Annotated in this window: 16 protein-coding genes; 3 read left to right on the forward strand and 13 right to left on the reverse strand. The window is 74.2% G+C overall.

The window, feature by feature from the left end; genetic code table 11:
• The first annotated feature begins 25 nt into the window (after positions 1–25).
• Positions 26–985: a Gfo/Idh/MocA family protein gene (locus tag ABD299_RS22160; protein ID WP_344265562.1), complete on the forward strand. Its 960-nt coding sequence runs from the start codon at positions 26–28 to the stop codon at positions 983–985.
• A 32-nt stretch (positions 986–1,017) separates the two neighbouring features.
• Here ABD299_RS22160 and ABD299_RS22165 read toward each other — a convergent pair whose 3' ends face one another.
• Positions 1,018–2,472 (reverse strand): MFS transporter, encoded by a 1,455-nt coding sequence (locus tag ABD299_RS22165; protein ID WP_344265565.1) that lies wholly within the window; start codon positions 2,470–2,472, stop codon positions 1,018–1,020.
• A gap of 187 nt (positions 2,473–2,659) precedes the next feature.
• On the opposite strand from ABD299_RS22165, the gene ABD299_RS22170 reads away from it, so the two are divergent.
• Positions 2,660–3,727, forward strand: coding sequence for an ArsO family NAD(P)H-dependent flavin-containing monooxygenase (locus ABD299_RS22170; RefSeq protein WP_344265733.1), 1,068 nt, complete (start codon positions 2,660–2,662; stop codon positions 3,725–3,727).
• A 21-nt stretch (positions 3,728–3,748) separates the two neighbouring features.
• On the opposite strand, the gene ABD299_RS22175 is transcribed toward ABD299_RS22170, so the two are convergent.
• The 6 genes from ABD299_RS22175 to ABD299_RS22200 form a co-directional block, all read right to left on the reverse strand.
• Positions 3,749–6,073 carry a xanthine dehydrogenase family protein molybdopterin-binding subunit gene (locus tag ABD299_RS22175; RefSeq protein ID WP_344265567.1) on the reverse strand — a complete coding sequence of 775 codons (2,325 nt, stop codon included), beginning with the start codon at positions 6,071–6,073 and terminating at the stop codon, positions 3,749–3,751.
• Complete coding sequence (locus tag ABD299_RS22180) at positions 6,070–7,605, reverse strand: 2Fe-2S iron-sulfur cluster-binding protein (protein ID WP_344265570.1); 1,536 nt, start codon at positions 7,603–7,605, stop codon at positions 6,070–6,072. Before ABD299_RS22180 ends, ABD299_RS22175 begins: the two co-directional genes overlap by 4 nt.
• Positions 7,602–8,513, reverse strand: coding sequence for an FAD binding domain-containing protein (locus ABD299_RS22185; RefSeq protein ID WP_344265573.1), 912 nt, complete (start codon positions 8,511–8,513; stop codon positions 7,602–7,604). Before ABD299_RS22185 ends, ABD299_RS22180 begins: the two co-directional genes overlap by 4 nt.
• A 144-nt stretch (positions 8,514–8,657) precedes the next feature.
• On the reverse strand, positions 8,658–10,331 hold the full coding sequence (locus ABD299_RS22190; RefSeq protein ID WP_344265576.1) for a beta-N-acetylhexosaminidase: 1,674 nt from the start codon (positions 10,329–10,331) through the stop codon (positions 8,658–8,660).
• A 92-nt stretch (positions 10,332–10,423) separates the two neighbouring features.
• Positions 10,424–10,723: a DUF3039 domain-containing protein gene (locus ABD299_RS22195; RefSeq protein ID WP_344265579.1), complete on the reverse strand. Its 300-nt coding sequence runs from the start codon at positions 10,721–10,723 to the stop codon at positions 10,424–10,426.
• 86 nt (positions 10,724–10,809) lie between these two features.
• A complete protein-coding gene (locus ABD299_RS22200; protein WP_344265582.1) occupies positions 10,810–11,367 on the reverse strand; it encodes a YqgE/AlgH family protein in 558 nt (185 codons plus the stop codon).
• A 209-nt stretch (positions 11,368–11,576) separates the two neighbouring features.
• Here ABD299_RS22200 and murA point away from each other — a divergent pair, with 209 nt between their 5' ends.
• Positions 11,577–12,896, forward strand: a complete 1,320-nt coding sequence (gene murA / locus ABD299_RS22205) for a UDP-N-acetylglucosamine 1-carboxyvinyltransferase (RefSeq protein ID WP_344265585.1) — start codon at positions 11,577–11,579, stop codon at positions 12,894–12,896.
• A gap of 96 nt (positions 12,897–12,992) precedes the next feature.
• Here the strand turns inward: murA and ABD299_RS22210 are convergent, their stop codons facing one another.
• The 6 genes from ABD299_RS22210 to ABD299_RS22235 all read right to left on the reverse strand — a co-directional run bounded on the left by ABD299_RS22210 (position 12,993) and on the right by ABD299_RS22235 (position 20,187).
• Entirely contained in the window at positions 12,993–13,274 is a 282-nt protein-coding gene (locus ABD299_RS22210) for an HU family DNA-binding protein (RefSeq protein WP_344265587.1), read from the reverse strand.
• A 330-nt stretch (positions 13,275–13,604) separates the two neighbouring features.
• The gene (locus tag ABD299_RS22215; RefSeq protein ID WP_344265590.1) at positions 13,605–15,011 is read right to left on the reverse strand and encodes an NAD-dependent malic enzyme; all 1,407 of its coding nucleotides are present in this window, start codon (positions 15,009–15,011) and stop codon (positions 13,605–13,607) included.
• Between the two features lie 161 nt (positions 15,012–15,172).
• A complete protein-coding gene (locus ABD299_RS22220) occupies positions 15,173–15,802 on the reverse strand; it encodes a DUF305 domain-containing protein (protein WP_344265593.1) in 630 nt (209 codons plus the stop codon).
• A gap of 100 nt (positions 15,803–15,902) precedes the next feature.
• On the reverse strand, positions 15,903–16,313 hold the full coding sequence (locus ABD299_RS22225) for a DUF6153 family protein (protein ID WP_344265596.1): 411 nt from the start codon (positions 16,311–16,313) through the stop codon (positions 15,903–15,905).
• A gap of 321 nt (positions 16,314–16,634) precedes the next feature.
• Complete coding sequence (locus ABD299_RS22230; protein WP_344265599.1) at positions 16,635–18,962, reverse strand: HelD family protein; 2,328 nt, start codon at positions 18,960–18,962, stop codon at positions 16,635–16,637.
• A gap of 55 nt (positions 18,963–19,017) precedes the next feature.
• The gene (locus tag ABD299_RS22235; protein WP_344265603.1) at positions 19,018–20,187 is read right to left on the reverse strand and encodes a uroporphyrinogen-III synthase; all 1,170 of its coding nucleotides are present in this window, start codon (positions 20,185–20,187) and stop codon (positions 19,018–19,020) included.
• Positions 20,188–20,263: the final 76 nt, after the last annotated feature.

A 20,263-nucleotide genomic window follows, 5' to 3' on the forward strand; every position in this document is an offset into this window, starting at 1 on the left:
GCTCACTACGAACAGGCAGGCAGCCTTGAACAACCTGGTACGGGTCGGCCTGGTCGGGGTCGGCATCATCGCCGGAATCCACCTCGAAGTCCTCTCCGGGTTCCCCCGGGTCGCGCTGGAGTTCACCGTCGACCCTCACCGTCCGGAACCGCCGGAGTTCGGCGGGACCCATCCCTCTCACTATCGGGACCTGCCCGAGGCCCTCGGGGCACACGAGCCCGACCTGTTGGTCATCGCCACACCCACGGACACGCACTGTGACCTGAGCATCCAAGCGCTCACCGGATCCAGGGCCCGCGTGCTCGTGGAGAAGCCACTGGTTCACGACCTGCCCTCGCTCTCACGGCTGCGAGCCCTCGACAACGGCGCTCCTGCCGGGGAGCGGCTCTTCACCGCACACCACTTCGCCTTCTCGCCGGAGGTCCGCTGGGCTGCGGAGCAACTGGCCGGACACCCCGAGTGGGGACCCGTCGCGGACATCACCTCGGCTTTCCACGACCCCTACGTCCTCCGCGGGGAACAGGCCTTCGCCTCCTACGTCTCCAGCTGGACCGATTCCGGGGTCAACCAGCTCAGCATGCTCGCCCGCTTCGTCGACGTCATCGCGCTCACCTCCGCCGAGGAGATGGACAGCGGCGCCAGTGCCTGGCGCGTCTACCGCTACCGCTCCGCGGCAACTGAGGGCTCGGCCCGGCTCCGTACCAGCTGGCTCACCGGTTCCAGCAGCAAGGAGACCGTCCTCCGCACCCGCTCCGGGGTCGAGATCTGGATCGATCACACCGCCATGACCGGCTTCGCCGCCGACGGCGGAACCCTCCTTGCCACACACGGCAACAACGGTCGCGTTTCCCGGAAGGTCGCACACTACCGGCCCCTCTACGAGAGCCTGCTCTCCGATCACCCGGACCCCGTTCTCGGTTTCCGCACAGCAGCGGCCATCACCGAGCTGCACCAGGCCCGGATCGCGCCTTCGGACTGCGAGTAGAGCCGAGGCGGGCGGTGGGTGCTTGTCTCAGCTCAGTTGTCAGCAGGGGTGCGGAGGCGGCCGGCGACGACGACGGCGAGGAGGGCGACGCCGGTACCGGCCGCGTAGACGACCAGGAAGGGCAGCGGCCCGACCTGGATGTCGGTGGCCGCCGCATGGGCGGCCGCCTGACTGCCTCCGCCCAGTGCGGCGAAGGCGGTGCCGACGGCGGTCAGCATGACCACGTTGGACAGGCTGTCGCAGACCTGGAGGGAGGCGATGTTGCCGCCGGCCTCCTCCGGCTCGGACAGCCGCAGCACCAGCACACCGGCCGAGGCCACCACCAGCCCCATGCCGAAGCAGGCGAACGCCAAGGTGAACACGGGGGTCCAGACCGGCACCGCGTCCAGGAGCACCGCGGGGGTCGCGGCGACGCCGGTGGTCACCAGGACGGTACCGGCCCGCACCAGGCGGTAGCGGTGCATCTCCAGCGCGGGGCGGGACTGGGCGAAGGAGCCGAGCGCCCAGGCTCCCCCCGCGGCGGCCAGCGCCAGACCGGCCTGGGTGTAGGACAAGCCGCGCTGGGTCACCAGCAGCAGCGGCAGGAAGCTCTGGGTGGCCAGGAACGCCGCCGACGCCAGTCCGCGCAGCATGATCACGGCGGGAAGTCCGCGGGCGGCCCGGAACGTGCCGCGCGGCAGCAGCCGGAGCGCGGCCGGGACGAGCAGCACCAGGCCGACGGCCGCCGGCACGGCGGACAGCCAGCGCAGGTCCTGGCCCGCGTACTGCAGCAGCCCGGCACCGCCCGCCGCCGCGGCCGCGAGCGCCAGCCGACGCCGGTCGAAGGCGGCGGGGGCCCCGTCGGGCGGGCCGCCGGCGGCCTTCCGCAGCGGGCGGACCATGACAGCCAGCGGCAGCACGACCAGCACGGTGATGCCGAGGAACACCCACCGCCAGCCGAAGTGCTCGGTCACCGTCCCGGAGATGACCGGGCCGAGCATGGCGGGCACGACCCAGGCGGCGGAGAACGAGGCCAGCGCGGCGGGCCGCAGGTGCTCGGGGTAGGCGCGGCGGACGGTGACGTACAGCGCGACGATGACCATGCCGCCGCCGACGCCCTGGAAGGCGCGGCCCAGCACGAACGCCGCCATGGCCTGCGCGGTGCCGGACAGCAGCAGCCCGGCGGAGAACGTCGCGATGCCGGCGACCACCGGGCGCAGCGGGCCGCTGCGGTCGCACCACTGGCCGGAGAGCACCATGCCCAGCAGGCTGGTGGTGAAGTACGCGGAGAAGGCGAACGCGTAGAGCGCGACGCCGTCCAGTTGTTCGGCGGCGGCCGGCATCGCCGTACCGATCGCCATCGCCTCGAACGCGATGAGCAGGATGACGCTGACACACCCCAGGGTGAGCGCCCGGTAGGGGCGGCTCAGCACGCCTCCGCCGGTTCCGGACGGAAGCAGGGGCAGCTCCGGCGAGGACGTGGCAACGGGCGCCTTGGGAGGTGTCATGGCTTCACTGTAAGGACCAAGCAATCGCTTTGCCCATGGCCCCGGCCTCCGTTCCTCCTCGTTCCGTCCCGGCCGGGGAGGGGGCTCGGTATCAGCGCCGGCATCAGCCGATACTGAGGCCTCCAGGGCCTGAGCGCCCCGCAGCCCTCACCATGAGAAGAGACGTGAGATGGACAGCCCGCGCGCGGTGACCGCACGAACCGATGTGGTGGTGATCGGTGGCGGGCAGGCCGGTCTGGCCGCCGGCTACTACCTGCGCCGCACGGGCCTGGATTTCGTGATTCTCGACGCCCAGGACGCGCCGGGCGGAGCCTGGCGCCACATGTGGGACTCGCTGCGGCTGTTCTCGCCGGCCGAGCACTCCTCGCTGCCCGGCCGCCCCATGCCGCCGCAGCCGGGCCGGACCTATCCCGACGCCTCCCACGTCATCGGCTATCTGAAGGAGTACGAAGAGCGCTACGGCCTGCCCGTCCACCGGCCGGTCAGGGTGCTCGGCGTCCACCGGGACGGCGATGACCTCCGGGTGGAGACCGATTCCGGCCGCCGATGGGCACGTTCGGTGATCAGCGCGACGGGCACCTGGTGGCGGCCCTTGATCCCGGCCGTCCGCGGCCGGGAGATCTACCGGGGGCGCCAGCTGCACACCGTCGGCTACCGCGATCCCGGGGAGTTCACCGGCCGGTCCGTCACGGTGGTCGGCGCGGGCAACTCCGCCGCGCAGATCGCCGCGGATCTGGCCGGGCATGCCGAGCTGACCTGGGTCACCCGTCACCCGCCCCGGTTCCTTGCCGATGATGTCGACGGCCGTGCCCTGTTCGCCGCGGCCACCGCACGCCGCAGGGCCCTGGACGCCGGGGAACCCGACCCCGGAGGCGTTGCCGCGCTGGGCGACATTGTCGCCACACCCCCGGTCAGGGCCGCCCGGAACAAAGGGCTGCTCCGCCCCGTGGCGATGTTCGACCGGCTGGAGGCCGACGGCCCGGTCTGGGCCGATGGCACCCGTGTCCGCGCGGACGCGGTCATCTGGTGCACGGGCTTCCGTCCCGCCCTGGGCCACCTCGCACCGCTCGGCCTGCGCCGCAGCGGCGGGCTCATCCCGACCGACGGCACCCGGTCGGTGGAAGAGCCTCGGCTCCACCTGCTGGGCTACGGCGACTGGACCGGTCCCGCCTCCGCCACCCTCATCGGCGTCGGCCTGCCCGCGCGCGACGCGGTCCGCCGGATCGCGGCCCTGGTGCGCACCGGCGGGCGCTGACACCGCGCGCGGGGCACTGGCTCAGGAGGTCCCGACGGCGGACTGGGGGCGGATGGGCAGGCGGTTGACGGGCCGGCCGGTGGCGGCGCGGACCGCGGCGGCCACCGCGGCCGGCGAGACCACGACCGGCACGGCACCCGCGGGCTTGGCCCCGAACGGAGCGACCACGTCGGGTTCCTCCACCAGCTTCACGATCCGCACCTCGGGCGCGTCCAGAGCCGTCGGCAGGGCGTAGTCCGACAGGTCCGGCCGCCGCACCACACCGCGGGCCACCCGCAGGTGCTCGGTGAGCGCGGCGCCGACCCCCTGGGTGACGCCGGCCTCGATCCGGGCCCGCAGCTGCCGCGGGTTCAGCACCCGCCCGACGTCCTGGGCGATGGCCATCTCCACCACGCGCACCGATCCGAGCTCTATGTCCACATCCACGACGGCCCGGACCGCGGCGAAGGCCATGCCGACGAACGCGTCCCCCTGGCCGGTGGCGTCGAGCGGTTCGGTGGGGTGCGGGCGGCACTGGGCGGTGGCCCACAGCTCCTTCCCCTCCAGTGCCTCGGCCACGGTGGTGCTCAGCACTCCGTCATAGGACGTGATCTTGCCGTCCGCGATCGAGAGCAGTTCCGCGGACATCCCGAACGTGGCGGCCAGGGGCTGGAGCAACTGGGTGCGGACCATCTTGGCCGCCCGCTCCACCGCTCCGCCGGAGACCCAGGTGTGCCGCCCGCGGCAGCCCGGCCCGGCCGGTGGCTGGTCGGTGTCCACGGGTGCGACGTGGACCTCGTCGATGCCCAGGACGTCCTGGACGATCTGCCGGGCCAGGGTGGTGAAGCCCTGCCCGGTCTCCACCGCGGAGCACAGGACGGTCGCCACCGTGCCCTCGACCTTGACGGTGGCGGTGGAGACCTCGTCCGTTCCCTCCGCGCCCAGCATGTGGACCATGCCCAGCGCGTAACCGACGCCGCGGCGCACCGCGCCCGGCTCACCGGCGCCCTGCGGGCCGCCGGGCAGCAGCCAGTCCTCCACCGGCCCGTCCTTGGGCAGGGCGGGCAGCGGAGCGCTCCGGACGGCGTCCAGCAGCTCGGCCACGGGGGCCGGGCAGGTGACGGCCTGCCCGGTGGGCAGGACATCGCCGGTCGCCATGACGTTGCGGGCCCGCAGCTCCACCGGGTCCAGGCCGAGGCGGGCCGCGAGCTGATCCATCTGGCCCTCGTAGGCGGCACACACCTGCATGGCGCCCTCACCTCGCAGGTGGCCGGAGGGCGGGTTGTTGGTGCGCACCACCCAGCCGTCGACGACCGCGTGCGGCACGACGTAGGGACCGGCGGCGAACGACACCGCGGCGGCCAGCGCCTCCGACGAGTCGTCGGCGTAGGCACCGCCGTCCATCAGCAGCTGCGCCTCGACCTTGATCAGCTTGCCCTCGCCGTCCGCGTGGTGGCGGTAGCGCAGCAGAGTGGGGTGGCGGTGGGCGTGGCCGAGGAAGGACTCCTCGCGGGTGACGGCCAGCTTGACGGGGCAGCCGGTGCGGATGGCCAGCAGGGCCAGCGGGAGCTGGACGCCCAGGTCCTCGCGGTCCGCCACGGCCCCGGGGACCCCCGTCACGCAGATCTTCACCTGGTCGGTGTCCAGGGCCAGGCAGGCGGCGAGCCGGTCGCGGTCGGTGTGCGGGTCGGTGGCGGCGGTGTAGAGCTCCACGCCGCCGTCGGTGCGGGGCACGGCCAGGCCCGCCTCGGCGCCGATGGGCGCCGGGTCCTGCCGGCCGATGCGGTACAGCCCTTCGACCACGACCTCACCGGTGGCGGAGGGGTCGCCGTGGCGCAGCGGGATGTGCCGGATCAGGTTGCCGTCCGGGTGCAGCGGCTCGGCCTCGAAGGACTGCTCCGGGTCCGTGACCGGCTTCAGCACCTCGTACTCGACGGCGATGGCCGCGGCGGCGAGCCGGGCGGTTTCCGGGTGATCGGCGGCCACGGCCGCGACGGGCTCCCCGTGGTAGCGGACCACGCCGTCGGCGAACGGAGGACGGTCGGGGACGGTGCGCCCCAGTCCGGCCTCCTCGCCGGGCACATCGGCGTGGGTGACCACGGCACGGACGCCGGGCATGGCGGCCGCGGCCGAGGTGTCCAGCCCGGTGATCCGGGCGTGCGGGTGCGGGGAGCGCAGCACCGCCGCCCACAGCAGCCCCTCGGCCCACAGGTCTGCCGTGTAGGGGAACGTTCCCTCAGCCTTGGCCGCGGCGTCGGCGGCCGGCAGCGAGGTGCCGAGCCCGTGCGGCACGGCGTTCTCGTCCGGGGCCGGACCGGCCGGCGCCGTCACGGTCACGGCGGCGGGGCCGTCGGGCTTGTCGGTCATGTGTCCCCTCCAGCCGGTCCTGCCTGGTGCGGAATGCGGACCGCGGCGGGCCGCTCCGGCGGGTTCCGCTCCTCGTCCCGCTCCTCCTGGGCCCGGGCGGCGCGCTCGGTCCGCTCCTCGACGACCGTGCGGACCGCCTCCAGCACTCCGCGGTAGCCGGTGCAGCGGCACAGGTTGCCGCACAGCGCCTGGCGGGTCTCCAGCTCGGTGGGGTCGTGGTTGCCCTCGAGCAGGTCGTGCACGGTCATGGCCATCCCCGGCAGGCAGAAGCCGCACTGCACGTCGGTCGCGGCCAGGGCGCGCTGCACGTCGGACGGGTTGCCGTCGGCGTCGGCGAGGCCTTCGCAGGTGCGGATCTCGCAGCCGGCGGCGGTCGCGGCGGGCACCAGGCAGGCGGCCACCAGCCGGCCGTCGACCAGTACCGAGCAGGCGCCGCACTCGCCCTGGGAGCAGCCGTCCTTCGCACCGGCGAGGCCGAGCCGCTCGCGCAGCACGTACAGCAGCGACTCCCCGATCCAGGAGCCGGTGACCGGCCGGGCGATGCCGTTGACCCGCAGCGTGTAGGAGGTCTCCGGGTGGTCGCTGCTGCCGGCGAGGGCGGGCGCGCGGTCCTCGGCCGGCCCGGCTCCGCCGTCCGTGGCGGCCTCGCCGTCCGTGTGCCCGCCGTCCGACGGCTCACCGTCCGTGCCGGTGTCCGGCGCGGGCGCCGGGGCGGCCGGGACGTCCGGCTGCGCGGGCTGAGGGCCCGGGTCCCGCTCCGGACCCGGCGCGGGTGAGCCGGCCGGGCCGGGGGTCTCCGTGGTTCCGGAGGGCAGCTGCCAGGCGCCGGTGTCGCCGGAGCCGGGATCGGTGGGGTGCGTGCCTCCCTCAGGAGGCGCGGACCAGTGTCCGGGCGCGCCCGGACCGGGCCCCGCGCCGGGCTCACCGCCGCCGCCACCGGAAGGACCGGCCGTGGAGGAGGCGCTCCAGGCGGCCTCCGGCGCGGGCTCCCGCCGGACGCCCGGCGGGGCCGGCTCCGCGCCCGGCGGCGCGTCGGCGGGGTGGCCCATGCCGTCCGGGGCGTGGCCGCCGGAGGCAGCGGGAACGGCCGGCGGTGCCTCCCACGCCGCGGGCCCGGACTCCCGCTCCGGGTGTTCCGCGGTCTCGTGCCCCGTGCCCCCCTCGCCGAGGGGACGGCGCCGGGAACGGCCCTGGTGGGAGCCCGCCAGTGCGGCCGCGGCCCCTTGGCCCATCGCCGCCGCGGCGCCGGAACGCCCGCGGTCGGCACCCTCCTGCCCGCCCGGTCCGCCGGCCCCGGCGAACGGCAGCGTCCACTGCCCGGTCGCCGCCGGGTCGGTGGTGGGGGCCGGAGTGGCCGGCGGACCCAGTGCCTCGCCGATCTCCGGCGGTGCGTAGCCGTGGCCCGGGGCGGCCAGCGGATCACCGGGCAGGCCACCGTCCGGCAACTGCACGAAGGCGGTCGCCTCGGGGTCGTACTCGCCGCCCCAGCCCGTGTGCGGGGCGGGACCGTTCGGCTGCTGGTCCTTGCTCATGCGAGAGCCCTCCCGAGCCCACGACGTGCCAGTGCGGACACGGTACGCCTCAGATGCAGCATCGCGGGAGGCAGCCGGGGGGCTTCACCGCCCTCCTGCTCCGGTCCCGGCTCGGGATCGGGCACGCACGCCATGCCGACGTACTCCCCGAAGGCACCCACCACCTCGGGGGCCAGGGCGCGTTCGCCGTCCCAGTCGACCAGCGAGGCGACCCACCGCTCGGCCTCCAGAGGACGCAGCGGCATCGGCGCGACAGCGCCGACCGCGCAGCGGATCTCGCGCCGGACCGGATCCAGGACGACGGCCACCGACGCCTGGGCCCGGCCCGGGCCCGTCCGCCCGGTGGCCTTCAGGAAGCTCTGGGGGGCGTAGAGCAGCGGCACCCGCACGTGGGTGAGCAGCTCGCCGCCCCGCAGCCGGTCCCGCCCGGCCAGCAGTTGTCCCACCGGGATCTCCCGGCTCCCGCCGTCCGGCCCGGCGATGAGCAGTGCGGCGTCCAGCGCGGCGAGCACCGGCAGGGTGTCACCGGACGGTGCGGCGGTGACGATGTTGCCGCCGAGCGTGCCGGCATTGCGCACCTGGGGCGGCCCGGCCGTGCGGGCGGCGGCGGCGAGCGCCGGGATCAGGGTGGCGAAGTCGGGCCGGCTCATGCGGGCGTGCGTCAGGCAGGCGCCGAGCAGGGCGTGACCGTCCTGGTACTCCCACCCCTTCAGCTCCGCCAGGCGTCCCAGGCCGACGAGCGCGGCGGGGCGCAGCCGGCCGGCGTTCACCCCTGCCATGAGGTCGGTGCCGCCCGCCACCGGCACCGCCGCGGGCACGGCGGCCATCGCCGCCACGGCCTCGTCGAGCGTGGCCGGCAGCGCTACCGGCTGCGCCGTGTGTGGTGCATGCGGTGCGTGCGTGCTCAATCCGGCTGCCCCTTCCCGGTCGTCCCGGCTGCCGAGCCGTACGGTACGTGCTCGGAACCCGGAGGTGGCAACTCTGGCATATTTTCCGGGCAGGCCGGAGAGGGGGTTCGCCGACGGCGGAGCGCGGTCGGACGAGCATCCCGGTCACTCGTCCGGAGGTCGCCCTTCGAGCGGACGTCCGAGTGCTCCCGGCATTCCCTCCGGGAGGGTGCGGCGCTGCCACGGATGCGGGCCACCGGGGGGCCGGTAGTCGACGCCGAGGGCGTCCAGCCGTGCGTAGTGGGCCCGGCGCATCCGGTTCTCGAAGTCGGCGAAGTCCCGGCGCTCCGGCGCGGGGAGCGGGGACCAGGCGACCTCGGCGAAGGCGGCGAGCCGGGGGAACGCCTGGTAGTCGGCCCGCTGCGGGACGGCGAGGGTCTCGGACCACAGATTGGCCTGGGCTCCGATGACGCGGCCCGCGGCCGGCGTGCCGGCCAGCGCGGCCGGCACCGGTTCGAAGCGGTACACGTCACGCAGGGTGCGGACCCAGCCGATGGGCATCGGCTCGTCGTCCCCGCCGGCCTGCCGGTGGTCCAGGTAGACATGCTGCTCCGGGCACATCACGACGTCGTGGCCGGCCTCGGCGGCGGCGATCCCGCCGGCCCGGCCGCGCCATGAGGTCACCGCGGCGCCGGGCGGCAGCCCACCCTCCAGGATCTCGTCCCAGCCGATCATGCGGCGGCCCCGCTCCGCCAGCCAGCGGGCGAAGTGCCGCATGAACCAGGACTGCAGTTCCTCCTCGTCGCGCAGTCCGAGCTCCGCCATCCGTGCCTGCGCGGCCTTCGAGGCCCGCCACTGGTCCTTGACGCACTCGTCGCCGCCGAGGTGCACGTACTCGCCGGGAAAGAGCTCCAGGACCTCGGTGAGGACATCCTCGTAGAACCGCAGGGTCTCCTCCGTGGGGGCGAGGACGTTCTCGCTGATCCCCCAGTCGGTCCACACGCCGAGCGCGGCGGTGTCCACGACATCGGTGTTGCCGAGCCACGGGTAGGAGGCGATCGCCGCCTGCGCGTGCCCGGGCAGGCCGATCTCCGGGACGACGGTGATGTGCCGCTCCGCGGCGTAGGCCACGATCTCCCGGATGTCGTCCTGGGTGTAGCGGCCGCCGTGGCCGAGTTCGTCCCACAGCGGGGAGGCGCGGTGTCCGACGCGGGTACGCGGGCGCCAGGCCCCGGTCCGGGTGAGTTCCGGGCGGCTTGTGATCTCGATGCGCCAGCCCTGGTCGTCGGTGAGGTGGAAGTGGAAGACGTTGAGCTTGTGCGCGGCGATCAGGTCGAGGTAGCGCAGCACACCGTCCTTGGGCATGAAATGCCGCGCGACGTCCAGCATGAAGCCGCGCCAGCGGAACCGGGGGGCGTCCTCGATCCGCACGACGGGCACCGGCCACCGCTGTCCTGCGGCCACGGGAGCGCGGCGGAAGGCGTCGGGGCCGCACAGCTGGCGCAGGGTCTGCGCTCCGCGGAACACCCCAGCGGCCGAGCCCCCGGCCAGTGTGGCGCCGTGCGGCGTCGTCTCCAGGCGGTAGCCCTCGGGGCCCAGCGCGGCGGTGACCTCGTCGTCCACCGTCAGCCGCACGCCGGCGCCGCCCGCACCCGCGGCGGGGAGCAGGGGCAGGCCGGTGGCGCCCCCGAGCGCGGAGCGCAGCCAGCGGGCGACGCCCTCGGCACCGGGACCGGCGTCCAGGGACGTGGCGGTGTCCAGGACGAGTCGGCCCGGGCCGCGCCGCAGGGCGCGGGGGGCGGGGACGAGAAGCGGTTCTCCGGGCTCGGATGCGGCCATGCGGGACATGGTGCCGCGCGGCCGTCACGGGCGCGAGCAGGGGTTGCGCGGGCCGCAACGGCGGGTCGTGCGCCGGTGCGGCCCGAAGGGGGCTAGCTCTTGCCGCCGTCCTTGCCGCCCTTGCCGCCCTTGCCGCCGCCGAAGGAGCTCATCGACTCGTAGATCTCCTTGCACATGGGGCAGACCGGGTACTTCTTGGGGTCGCGCCCCGGAACCCAGACCTTGCCGCAGAGCGCGACGACGGGACTGCCGTCCATCGCGCTCGCCATGATCTTGTCCTTCTGGACGTAGTGGGCGTAGCGCTCGTGGTCGCCATCGCCGTGCGTCGTCTGCGGGGTCGGCTCGACGAGCGTGCCGGTGCCCGCCCCGCGCTCGGGCTCGAGAGTGCTCATGGAAATCAAGGGTACTCAAGGCTGATTCCCCCGGGGGCGTTCCGCCGGTGCTTCGAGACCCCCGCGCGCGGTGGCCGGGCCCGGCGTCAGTTCAGCGAGGGGTCCTCCGGATAGGTCGCCATCATGGCCAGGGTGCCGCGCTGGCGGCGGAGCACGGCGCGCCACAGGCTCTCCGGCTCGGGCACGGAGACGTCACCGGGCTCGGACTCCACCACGTACCAGGCACCCTCCTCCAGCTCGCGCTCCAGCTGGCCGGCCGCCCAGCCCGCGTAACCGGCGAAGATGCGCAGCGAGCCGACCTCGGCGGCCAGCACCTCCGGCGGGGCGTCCAGATCGACCAGGCCGATCGAGCCGTGCACCCGGCGCCAGCCCAGCGGTCCGGCCCCCGGCACGGCGGCCACCCCCAGGGCGGCGTCCAGTCCCACCGGGCCGCCCTGGAAGATCACGCCGGGCTCGCCCGCCAGCTCGGCCCAGGGCCGGAGCACCTCCGCGACACCCACGGGAGTGGGCCGGTTCAGCACCACGCCCAGGGCGCCCTCGGCGTCGTGGTCCAGGAGCAGGACGACGGAGCGGTCGAAATTGGGATCCGCCAGCGCGGGCGTGGCCACCAGCAGCCGCCCGGTGAGCGAGGACACCTCGGTCATGGGGCCATGATTCCGCATCCGGCCGCCGCTGGGGAGAGCCGGAGCGCTCACCGCACCGGCGCGCGTAGGCGCCGGCACAACGGGTACCGGCCCGGGTGCCGGTCGTGCGCCGGGCGCGGGCGTCGGGTCCGCAGGAACAACGGCGTGAGCCGATGAGCGCATTACCATTCCACTTGGTCCCCCGCCCATCCGTAGAGATCGCGAGTTCCATGACCGACGACGTACTGCTTGTCCACGGCGGCACCCCGCTGGAGGGCGAGATCAAGGTCCGCGGCGCGAAGAACCTCGTGCCGAAGGCCATGGTGGCCGCCCTGCTCGGCAGCTCCCCCAGCCGGCTGCGGAACGTCCCCGACATCCGCGACGTCCGGGTGGTCCGCGGACTGCTCCAGCTGCACGGCGTGACGGTCCGCAGCGGTGACGAGCCCGGCGAGCTGGTCCTGGACCCCTCGCACGTGGAGAGCGCGAACGTCGCGGACATCGACGCGCACGCGGGTTCCTCACGGATCCCGATCCTTTTCTGCGGACCGCTGCTGCACCGGCTGGGGCACGCCTTCATCCCCGGTCTGGGCGGCTGCGACATCGGCGGCCGGCCGGTGGACTTCCACTTCGACGTACTGCGCAGGTTCGGCGCCACCATCGAGAAGCGCGCGGACGGCCAGTACCTGGAGGCACCGCAGCGGCTGCGCGGCTGCAGGATCCGGCTGCCGTACCCGTCCGTCGGCTCCACCGAGCAGGTGCTGCTGACCGCTGTGCTGGCCGAAGGAGTGACGGAGCTCACCAACGCGGCCGTGGAGCCGGAGATCGAGGACCTCATCTGCGTCCTGCAGAAGATGGGCGCCATGATCTCCATGGACACCGACCGGACGATCCGGATCACCGGCGTGGACCGGCTCGGCGGGTACAACCACCGCGCCCTGCCGGACCGCCTGGAGGCCGCCTCCTGGGCCAGCGCGGCGCTGGCGACCAAGGGCAGCGTGTTCGTGCGCGGCGCGAGCCAGCGGGAGATGATGACCTTCCTCAACACCTACCGGAAGGTGGGCGGGGCGTTCGAGATCGGCGACGACGGCATCCGCTTCTGGCACCCGGGCGGACCGCTGAACGCCATCGCCCTGGAGACGGACGTGCACCCCGGCTTCCAGACCGACTGGCAGCAGCCGCTGGTGGTGGCGCTGACCCAGGCGGCCGGACTGTCCATCGTGCACGAGACGGTGTACGAGTCGCGGCTGGGCTTCACCAGCGCGCTCAACCAGATGGGCGCGCACATCCAGCTCTACCGCGAGTGCCTGGGCGGCACGCCCTGCCGGTTCGGACAGCGGAACTTCCTGCACTCCGCGGTGGTCTCCGGGCCGACCACGCTCCAGGGCGCGGAGCTGGTCATCCCCGACCTGCGCGGCGGCTTCTCCTACCTGATCGCCGCCCTCGCGGCCCAGGGCACGTCCCGCGTGCACGGCATCGACCTGATCAACCGCGGCTACGAGAACTTCCTGCAGAAGCTGGAGAAGCTGGGCGGCAAGGCCGAACGCCCCTGAGGCGCCCGGCGGTCGGGCACGCGAACGGCACGGGCGGCCGGACAGCAGGGTGGCCCCCTCCCGACGGGAGGGGGCCACCCTTCGGCGTACCTGGGCTTACTTGCCCTTGGCCGCTTCCTTGAGCTTGGAGCCCGCGGAAACCTTGACGCTGTAGCCGGCCGGAATCTGGATCGGCTCGCCGGTCTGCGGGTTCCGGGCGGTGCGGGCGGCACGGTGAGTCCGCTCGAAGGTCAGGAAGCCGGGGATGGTCACCTTCTCGTCCCCCTTGGCGACAACCTCACCGACGGTGTCGGCCAGGGCCGCCAGCACAGCGTCGGCGTCCTTCCGGGTCACCTCGGCGCGCTCGGACAGAGCGGCCACCAGCTCACTGCGGTTCATATTTCGTACTCCCGTGTTCTTCTTGCCGATGAGGCGTGAGATCGAAGCCGATGCTGCCAGGGCCCTCGGACAGTGCCCGGACCCGGGTCTGCCGTCAGACCCTCTCGCCCGGACGCATCCTGCCCCCACGAGTGGCGGGAAGGCCAATCCGGCACCCGCGAGGTCACACGAAGAGCACTGATGAGCACGGATGGTCTCATCCGTCGTCCCGCCCGCCGGTAACCCTAACGGGCTCACGGGGCGGCCCGTCCCGCGACGCGCCGCCCCCGGGCCGCGATCGGCGCAGGCAGGGCCGCCGTCGTCACCTGCCTCCCCGGGCCCGCGGCGCCGTCAGCCGGTCCGCTCGGCCGCCTCGCGGACCGCCCCCGCCACCGCGCCGGCGACCTTCTCGTTGAACACGCTGGGCACGATGTAGTTCGCGTTGAGCTCGTCCTCCAGCACGACGTCCGCCAGGGCCCGCGCCGCGGCGAGCATCATGGCGTCGTTCACCGTGCGCGAGTGGGCGTCCAGCAGGCCCCGGAAGACGCCGGGGAAGACCAGCACGTTGTTGATCTGGTTCGGGAAGTCCGAGCGGCCGGTGGCCACCACTGCCGCGGTCTGCCGTGCGACAGCCGGGTCGATCTCCGGGTCCGGGTTGGCCAGCGCGAACACGATCGCGCCCTCGGCCATCGACGCGACGCCCTCGGCGGTCAGGACATCCGGGGCGGACACTCCGATGAAGACGTCCGCGCCGGTCACCGCCTGCTTCAGGGTGCCGGTGACGCCCTCGGGGTTGGTGTGGTCGGCGATCCACCGCAGCGTGGAGTCCGGCCGGGCGCCGACCAGGTCGGAGCGGCCCGTGTGCACCACGCCGTGGATGTCCGCCACCACGGCGTGCTCGACTCCCGCGGCCAGCAGCAGCTTCAGGATGGCGGTACCGGCCGCTCCCGCGCCGGACATGACCACCCGCACGTCCTCCATCGCCTTGCCGACCACCCGCAGGGCGTTGTGCAGCGCCGCCAGCACCACGATGGCGGTGCCGTGCTGGTCGTCGTGGAAGACCGGGATGTCCAGCGCCTCCCGGAGCCTGGCCTCGATCTCGAAGCAGCGCGGCGCCGAGATGTCCTCCAGGTTGATGCCCGCGAAACCGGGGGCGATGGCCTTGACGATCTCCACGATGGCGTCGGTGTCCTGGGTGTCCAGGCACAGCGGCCAGGCATCGATGCCCGCGAAGCGCTTGAACAGCGCGGCCTTGCCCTCCATCACCGGCAGCGCCGCCCGTGGGCCGATGTTGCCCAGGCCCAGCACGGCCGACCCGTCGGTGACGACCGCCACACTGTTGCGCTTGATGGTCAGCCGGCGGGCGTCCTCGGGGTTCGCGGCGATCTGCGTGCACACCCGCGCCACGCCCGGCGTGTAGATCATGGACAGGTCGTCACGGTTGCGGATGGGGTGCTTGGACGTCATCTCGATCTTGCCGCCGAGGTGCATGAGGAACGTCCGGTCCGAGACCTTGCCCAGGGTGACGCCCTCGATGCCGCTCAGCCTGCGGACGATCTCGTCCGCGTGCGCGGTGGACGTGGCGGCGACGGTGACGTCGATCCGCAGCCGCTCGTGGCCGGACGCGGTGACGTCGAGGCCGGTGACATGCCCCCCGGAGGACTCCACGACCGTGGTGAGCTGGCTGACCGACGAGCCGCCGGCCGGCACCTCCAGCCGGACCGTCATCGAGTACGAGACGCTGGGCACCGTTGCCATGGGTCTTACCTTCGCTTTTCTGCTTGTCCGCTGTGCCAGCGAATGGTCCCACTTACCACCCGGTAGGCGGTAACCGTCGCGCACACCCCCCGCGGAGAGCCCCGCAAGGGGTGTGCGCCAAGGGCACGCGCACACCCCCGCGGCAGCCGCGAGGCCCCGGCTCAGCTCTCGCCGAGCAGCTCCCTCATCCGCTCGATCTCGGCGGTCTGGGCCGCGATGACCTCCTCGGCCAGCTCCTTGGCCGGGCCGTGGGCGCCGCCCTTCAGCTGGGCCTCGGCCATCACGACCGCGCCCTCGTGGTGCTCGATCATCATGGTGAGGAACGCGGTGTCGAACTCCTCCCCCGACGACTCCATCAGCGCGGCCATATCCCCGGCGTCCATCATTCCGGGCATCTGCCCGTGGCCGCCGTGACCGCCATGACCGCCGTCGGTCCCGGTGGGCACCTCCTCGCCCCAGGCGGACAGCCATTCCGACAGCGTCTCGATCTCCGGGTCCTGGGCGTCCTTGATCTCCTGCGCGAGCTCCTTCACCTCCTGCGAGGCCGCGCGGTCGAAGGCCAGCTCGGCCATCTCCACGGCCTGGCGGTGGTGCGGGATCATCTGCTGCGCGAACTCGACGTCCGCGGCGTTGTGCTCCTTCTTGTCCTCCTGCCCCTCCGAGACGCCTGCGCGGGAGTCGGACGGGGAACCGGACTCCCCGCTGCCGCAGGCGGCCAGCGCGACGGCGGCGGTGACGGCGACAGCCGCGAGGGCGGCCCGGCGGACGGTGGAACGGATGCGCGTGTTCATGGGTGAGGAACTCCTGTGCGTGACGACGCGTCGGCGACGCGTACCGGATGACGGCGTGCCGGAACGGTCGCCGCCCGACGGGCGGCGACCGCGGGGCCGCCTATATGCGCAGGAGCTGCAACTGGCTCAGCGAGGGCGGAGGGCGCGCTCCGAGGGCTCCCGGGGCGCGCTGGGGGCCCTGCTGGAACTCCCCGGCACCGGGCATCGCCACCGGGCGCAGGGCGGGCAGGGCCGGAGCCTTGCCGGTGCCACCGGCCGCACAGGTGTCGTCCGCGTGGGAGAGGTGCCCGTCCGGCCCGGAGTCGTGACCGCAGGGCCCGGACGGCTCCGACGGCTCGTGGTCCCCGGCCGGGGCCGCCACGGCCGGCTGGCCGTGCGCCGCGTGCGTGACCGGCGGCACGGGCACCGGACCGAGGCCGTGCATCGCCAGCAGACCGAGAACGACCGGCATCAGCAGCAACCGCATCCGGCCCGCGCGGTGGCGGGCGAAGCGGCGCCGCGGTCGTCTCATGCCGCCATCGTAAACGGCCCGGCGATCTCCGGTGACCCGGCAGGCGACCCGGGCGGGTGGGCACGTCCGTTCCCGCCGGAAGGGTGCGCGGGCTGGGGGATCGCGGAGATCCGGGAAGATATCCGGGAAGAAGCAATGACACCGGCCCGCCAGCTCGCCTCGCGGCAAGTGGCCGCTCGTAGCGGCAATGGTTGGGCCCGGGGGCATGGATCGGGCCGGTGCCATGTAAATCCTAACAAACCCTGCCAGAACAACTCCAGCCACCGGCGAGGGGGATTCCGGGTCCTGGTCCGGCCGGCCTCCCGCGGCGGCCCGGGAAGCTCAGCCGTCCAGCTCCCGCAGCAGGTCGGGGACCTGCCCGGCGTCCGGCGCGTCCTTCGGCCCGGCCAGGACCGTCAGCCGCTGGGTGGCCCGGGTGAGCGCCACGTAGAGCACCCGCAGGCCCACGGGCGACTCGTCGGCGATCTCGGCCGGCGAGACCACCAGCGTCGCGTCGTACTCCAGTCCCTTCGCCTCAAGACTGCCCAGCACGACCACGCGTTCAACCTCCGCCCCGTCCGGCTCCACCGCGCCGGCGTCCCGGGCGGCCAGCCAGCCGCGCGCCTCTTCCCGGCGGCCCATCGCCACCACCACACCGACCGTGCCCTCCACCTCCGCCAGCAGCCGGCGCGTCTCCGCCCGTACGACGCCCGCCAGGTCCTCCCCCGTCGCCCGGTAACGGGGCTCGGCTCCCGTCGCCCGCACCGCCCGCGGTGGCCGCATGTGCGGCATGGCCAGCGCGAGCACCCGGTCGGCGACGGCCGCGATCTCCGCCGGATTGCGGTAGTTGACGGTCAGTTCGAACCGGCGGCGGGGCCGGCTGCCCAGCGCCGCCTCACGCTCGGCGGCCGCCTCCTCGGGGGCCGGCCAGGAGCTCTGCGCCGGATCCCCGACCACCGTCCAGGTGGCCTGCCTGCCGCGCCGGCCGACCATCCGCCACTGCATGGGCGTCAGGTCCTGCGCCTCGTCCACGATGATGTGCGCGTACCCGGTCCGCTCGGCCCCCTCCCGGTCCGCGCGGTCCCGGCGCGGGGAACTGCGGTCCGCGAAGGTGGTGACCTCCTCCAGCCCCGTGAACTGCTCCAGCGGGTCGATCTCCCGGGGCTTCTCCGGGCGCGCGGGAGCACCCAGCAGCGTCCGCAGCTCGTCCAGCATCGCCACGTCGTGGACGGACAGGCCCTCGCCTCGCGGGGTGATCCGGCGCAGTGACCGGGCCAGCAGCCTGATCTCGGCGGGCCGCAGCACGCGCCGGGCCCAGCGGCCCAGCCGCCGCTCGTCGGTCATCGCGGCCAGCACCCGGACCGGGGTGATCTCGGGCCACCAGGCGTCCAGGAACTCCAGGAAGTCGTCCTCGGTGCCGACATCCTCGTTGAACGCCTCCCTCGCCTCGGCCGCCAGCTCGGAATCCGGGTAGTGCCGCCGCGCGCCGGACTTCCGCCACAGCGCGTCCAGCAGCAGCCGGCGGGCCCGCGGCCGCAGCAGATTGACCGGCGCGGTGCCGCCCAGCGCGCTCTGCCGGATCGCGGCCAGCTCCTCGGCGTCCAGTTCCACGCGGGCGCCGAAGGCGACGACGCGCAGCCGCCCGGGCGGCCGCGCGACAACCTCCACGGTGCCGCGCGCCGCCCGGTGCAGCACCCGGGCCATCGCCGAGCCGCCCTTGATCCGGGCCACCGCCTGGTCGTCGTAGGCGTCGGCCTCGAACCCCTCGGCCAGCGAGCCCAGTGCGCGGATGGCGACCTGGCCCTCCTCCCCCAGCGACGGCAGCACGCCCTCGGTGTAGGACACCAGCAGCGGTGTCGGGCTGACGATCAGGATCCCCCCGGCGTACCGGCGGCGGTCCTGGTAGAGCAGGTACGCGGCGCGGTGCAGCGCGACAGCCGTCTTGCCGGTGCCGGGCCCGCCGGAAACCTCGGTCACGGAAACCGCGGGTGCCCGGATGACCTCGTCCTGCTCGGCCTGGATGGAGGCGACGATGTCGCGCATGGCGTGTGTCCGCGCCCGGCCCAGTGAGGCCATCAGAGCGCCGTCGCCGACCACCGGCAGTTCCCGGCCGTCCAGCAGCGCGCGCAGCTCCGGGCGCAGCAGGTCGTCCTCGACGCCGAGCACCCGCCGTCCCCTGCTGCGGATCACCCGGCGGCGCACCACCCGGCCCGGGGCGACCGGCGTGGCCCGGTAGAACGGTGCCGCGGCCGGCGCGCGCCAGTCGATGACCAGCGGCACGTAGTCGGCGTCCAGCACGCCCAGCCGGCCGATGTGCAGGGTCTCGGCGATCTCCGCGGTGGGCACACCGTCGCGCTCCCGGACGGCCCCGTCGGCCGGTTCCACGGAGGTGTACGCGCCGTCCGCCCCGCGTTCGCCGTCCTTGCCGGCCAGCAGGTCGACGCGGCCGAAGAGGAAGTCCTCGAACTCCGCGTTGAGCCGGTTCAGGTGCAGTCCGGCGCGGAACACCTGCGCGTCCCGCTCGACCAGGGCTCCGGGAGTGCCGACCTGGACCCGCTTGGCCGCGTCGTCCATGAGGAACTCCGCCTCGTGGATCTTCTCCTCGAGGCGCCGGTAGACGGCGTCCAGGTGTTCCTGTTCGCCATGGATCTCCCGCTCCCGCACGTCCAACGCGACAGCCCCTTTCTGAGCCGGGAAAGGCAGCCGTCCACCGTACACCGCCCGGTCAGCGGCGGTGCTCTTCCGTCACGGCGTACTTGCCGCCGCCGGTGGCCGGGTCCAGCGCCAGCCGGTAGCCGCGCTTGACGACGGTCTGGATCAGCCGGGGCCGGCCCAGGGCCGAGCGCAGCCGGGCCACGGCCGTCTCCACGGCGTGCTCGTCACGGCCGGTGCCGGGGAGCGCGCTCAGCAGCTCGGCGCGCGGCACCACCCAGCCCGGGCGCCTGGCCAGGGCTCGCAGCAGCGCCATGCCCGCCGGGGGCACCGGCCGCAGCACGCCGTCCAGCACCGCCGCGTGCCCGCGCAGCTCCAGCACGTGACCGGCGACCGGCAGCGACGGCGCCCGGGCGGGAAGCTCCTCGCACAGTGTCTGCACCAGCGGCCCGAGCCGGAAGCGACCGGGCCGGCAGGTGGGCACCCCCAGGGACTGCAGCGGCAGCGCGGTGACCGGGCCGACGCAGGCGACCAGCACCTCGCCGCGCAGGGCTGCCAGCAGGTCCTCCCGCGCACCGCGCTCCCCGGCGCGGGCCAGCAGCGACACGGCGGCGGGGGCGCTGGTGAAGGTGACCGCGTCCACGGAGCGGGAGACCGCCGCGTCGATGAGCCGGTCCACCGGGCCGAGGTCCTCCGGCGGCATCCACCGGTACACCGGCACCTCGACGACCTCGGCTCCTGCGGCCCGCAGCGTCTCGATGAACCCGGGCAGCGGCTCCCCGTGCAGCTGGAGGGCGATCCTGAGCCCTTCGACGCCGTCGTCCAGGAGCCGCTGGAGGACCTCCGCCATCGACTCGGAGGCCGGGGACCACTCCTCGGTGAGACCGGCCGCCCGGACGGCGCCGCGCACCTTCGGCCCGCGGGCGAGCACCCGGGCGCCGCCCAGCGCCTGCAGCAGTGCTTCACCGGTGCCCCAGCCGTCCGCCGCGGCCAGCCAGCCGCGGAAACCGATGGCCGTGGTGGCGACCACCACGTCGGGGGGCCGGGCCGTCAGGTGCCGCGTGGCGGCCATCAGTTCCTCGTCGTCGGCGAGCGGGACGATGCGCAGCGCCGGCGCGTGCTGCACTTCCGCGCCGCGCCGCCGCAGCAGCGCGATCAGCTCCTCGGCGCGCCGGGCCGCGGTCACACCGACGGTGAACCCCTCGAGAGGCCTGAGGCCGCTGTGGTCCTGCTGTCGCCGCATCGCTGTCGTCACTCCGCCCGAAGTGGTGATCTGCCGTGTCGAGCCTGTCAACCGGGGGTCACGGGCCCGGTTCGGC

The organism is Streptomyces sodiiphilus (assembly GCF_039529215.1).
In the GTDB taxonomy this organism is placed as follows: domain Bacteria; phylum Actinomycetota; class Actinomycetes; order Streptomycetales; family Streptomycetaceae; genus Streptomyces; species Streptomyces sodiiphilus.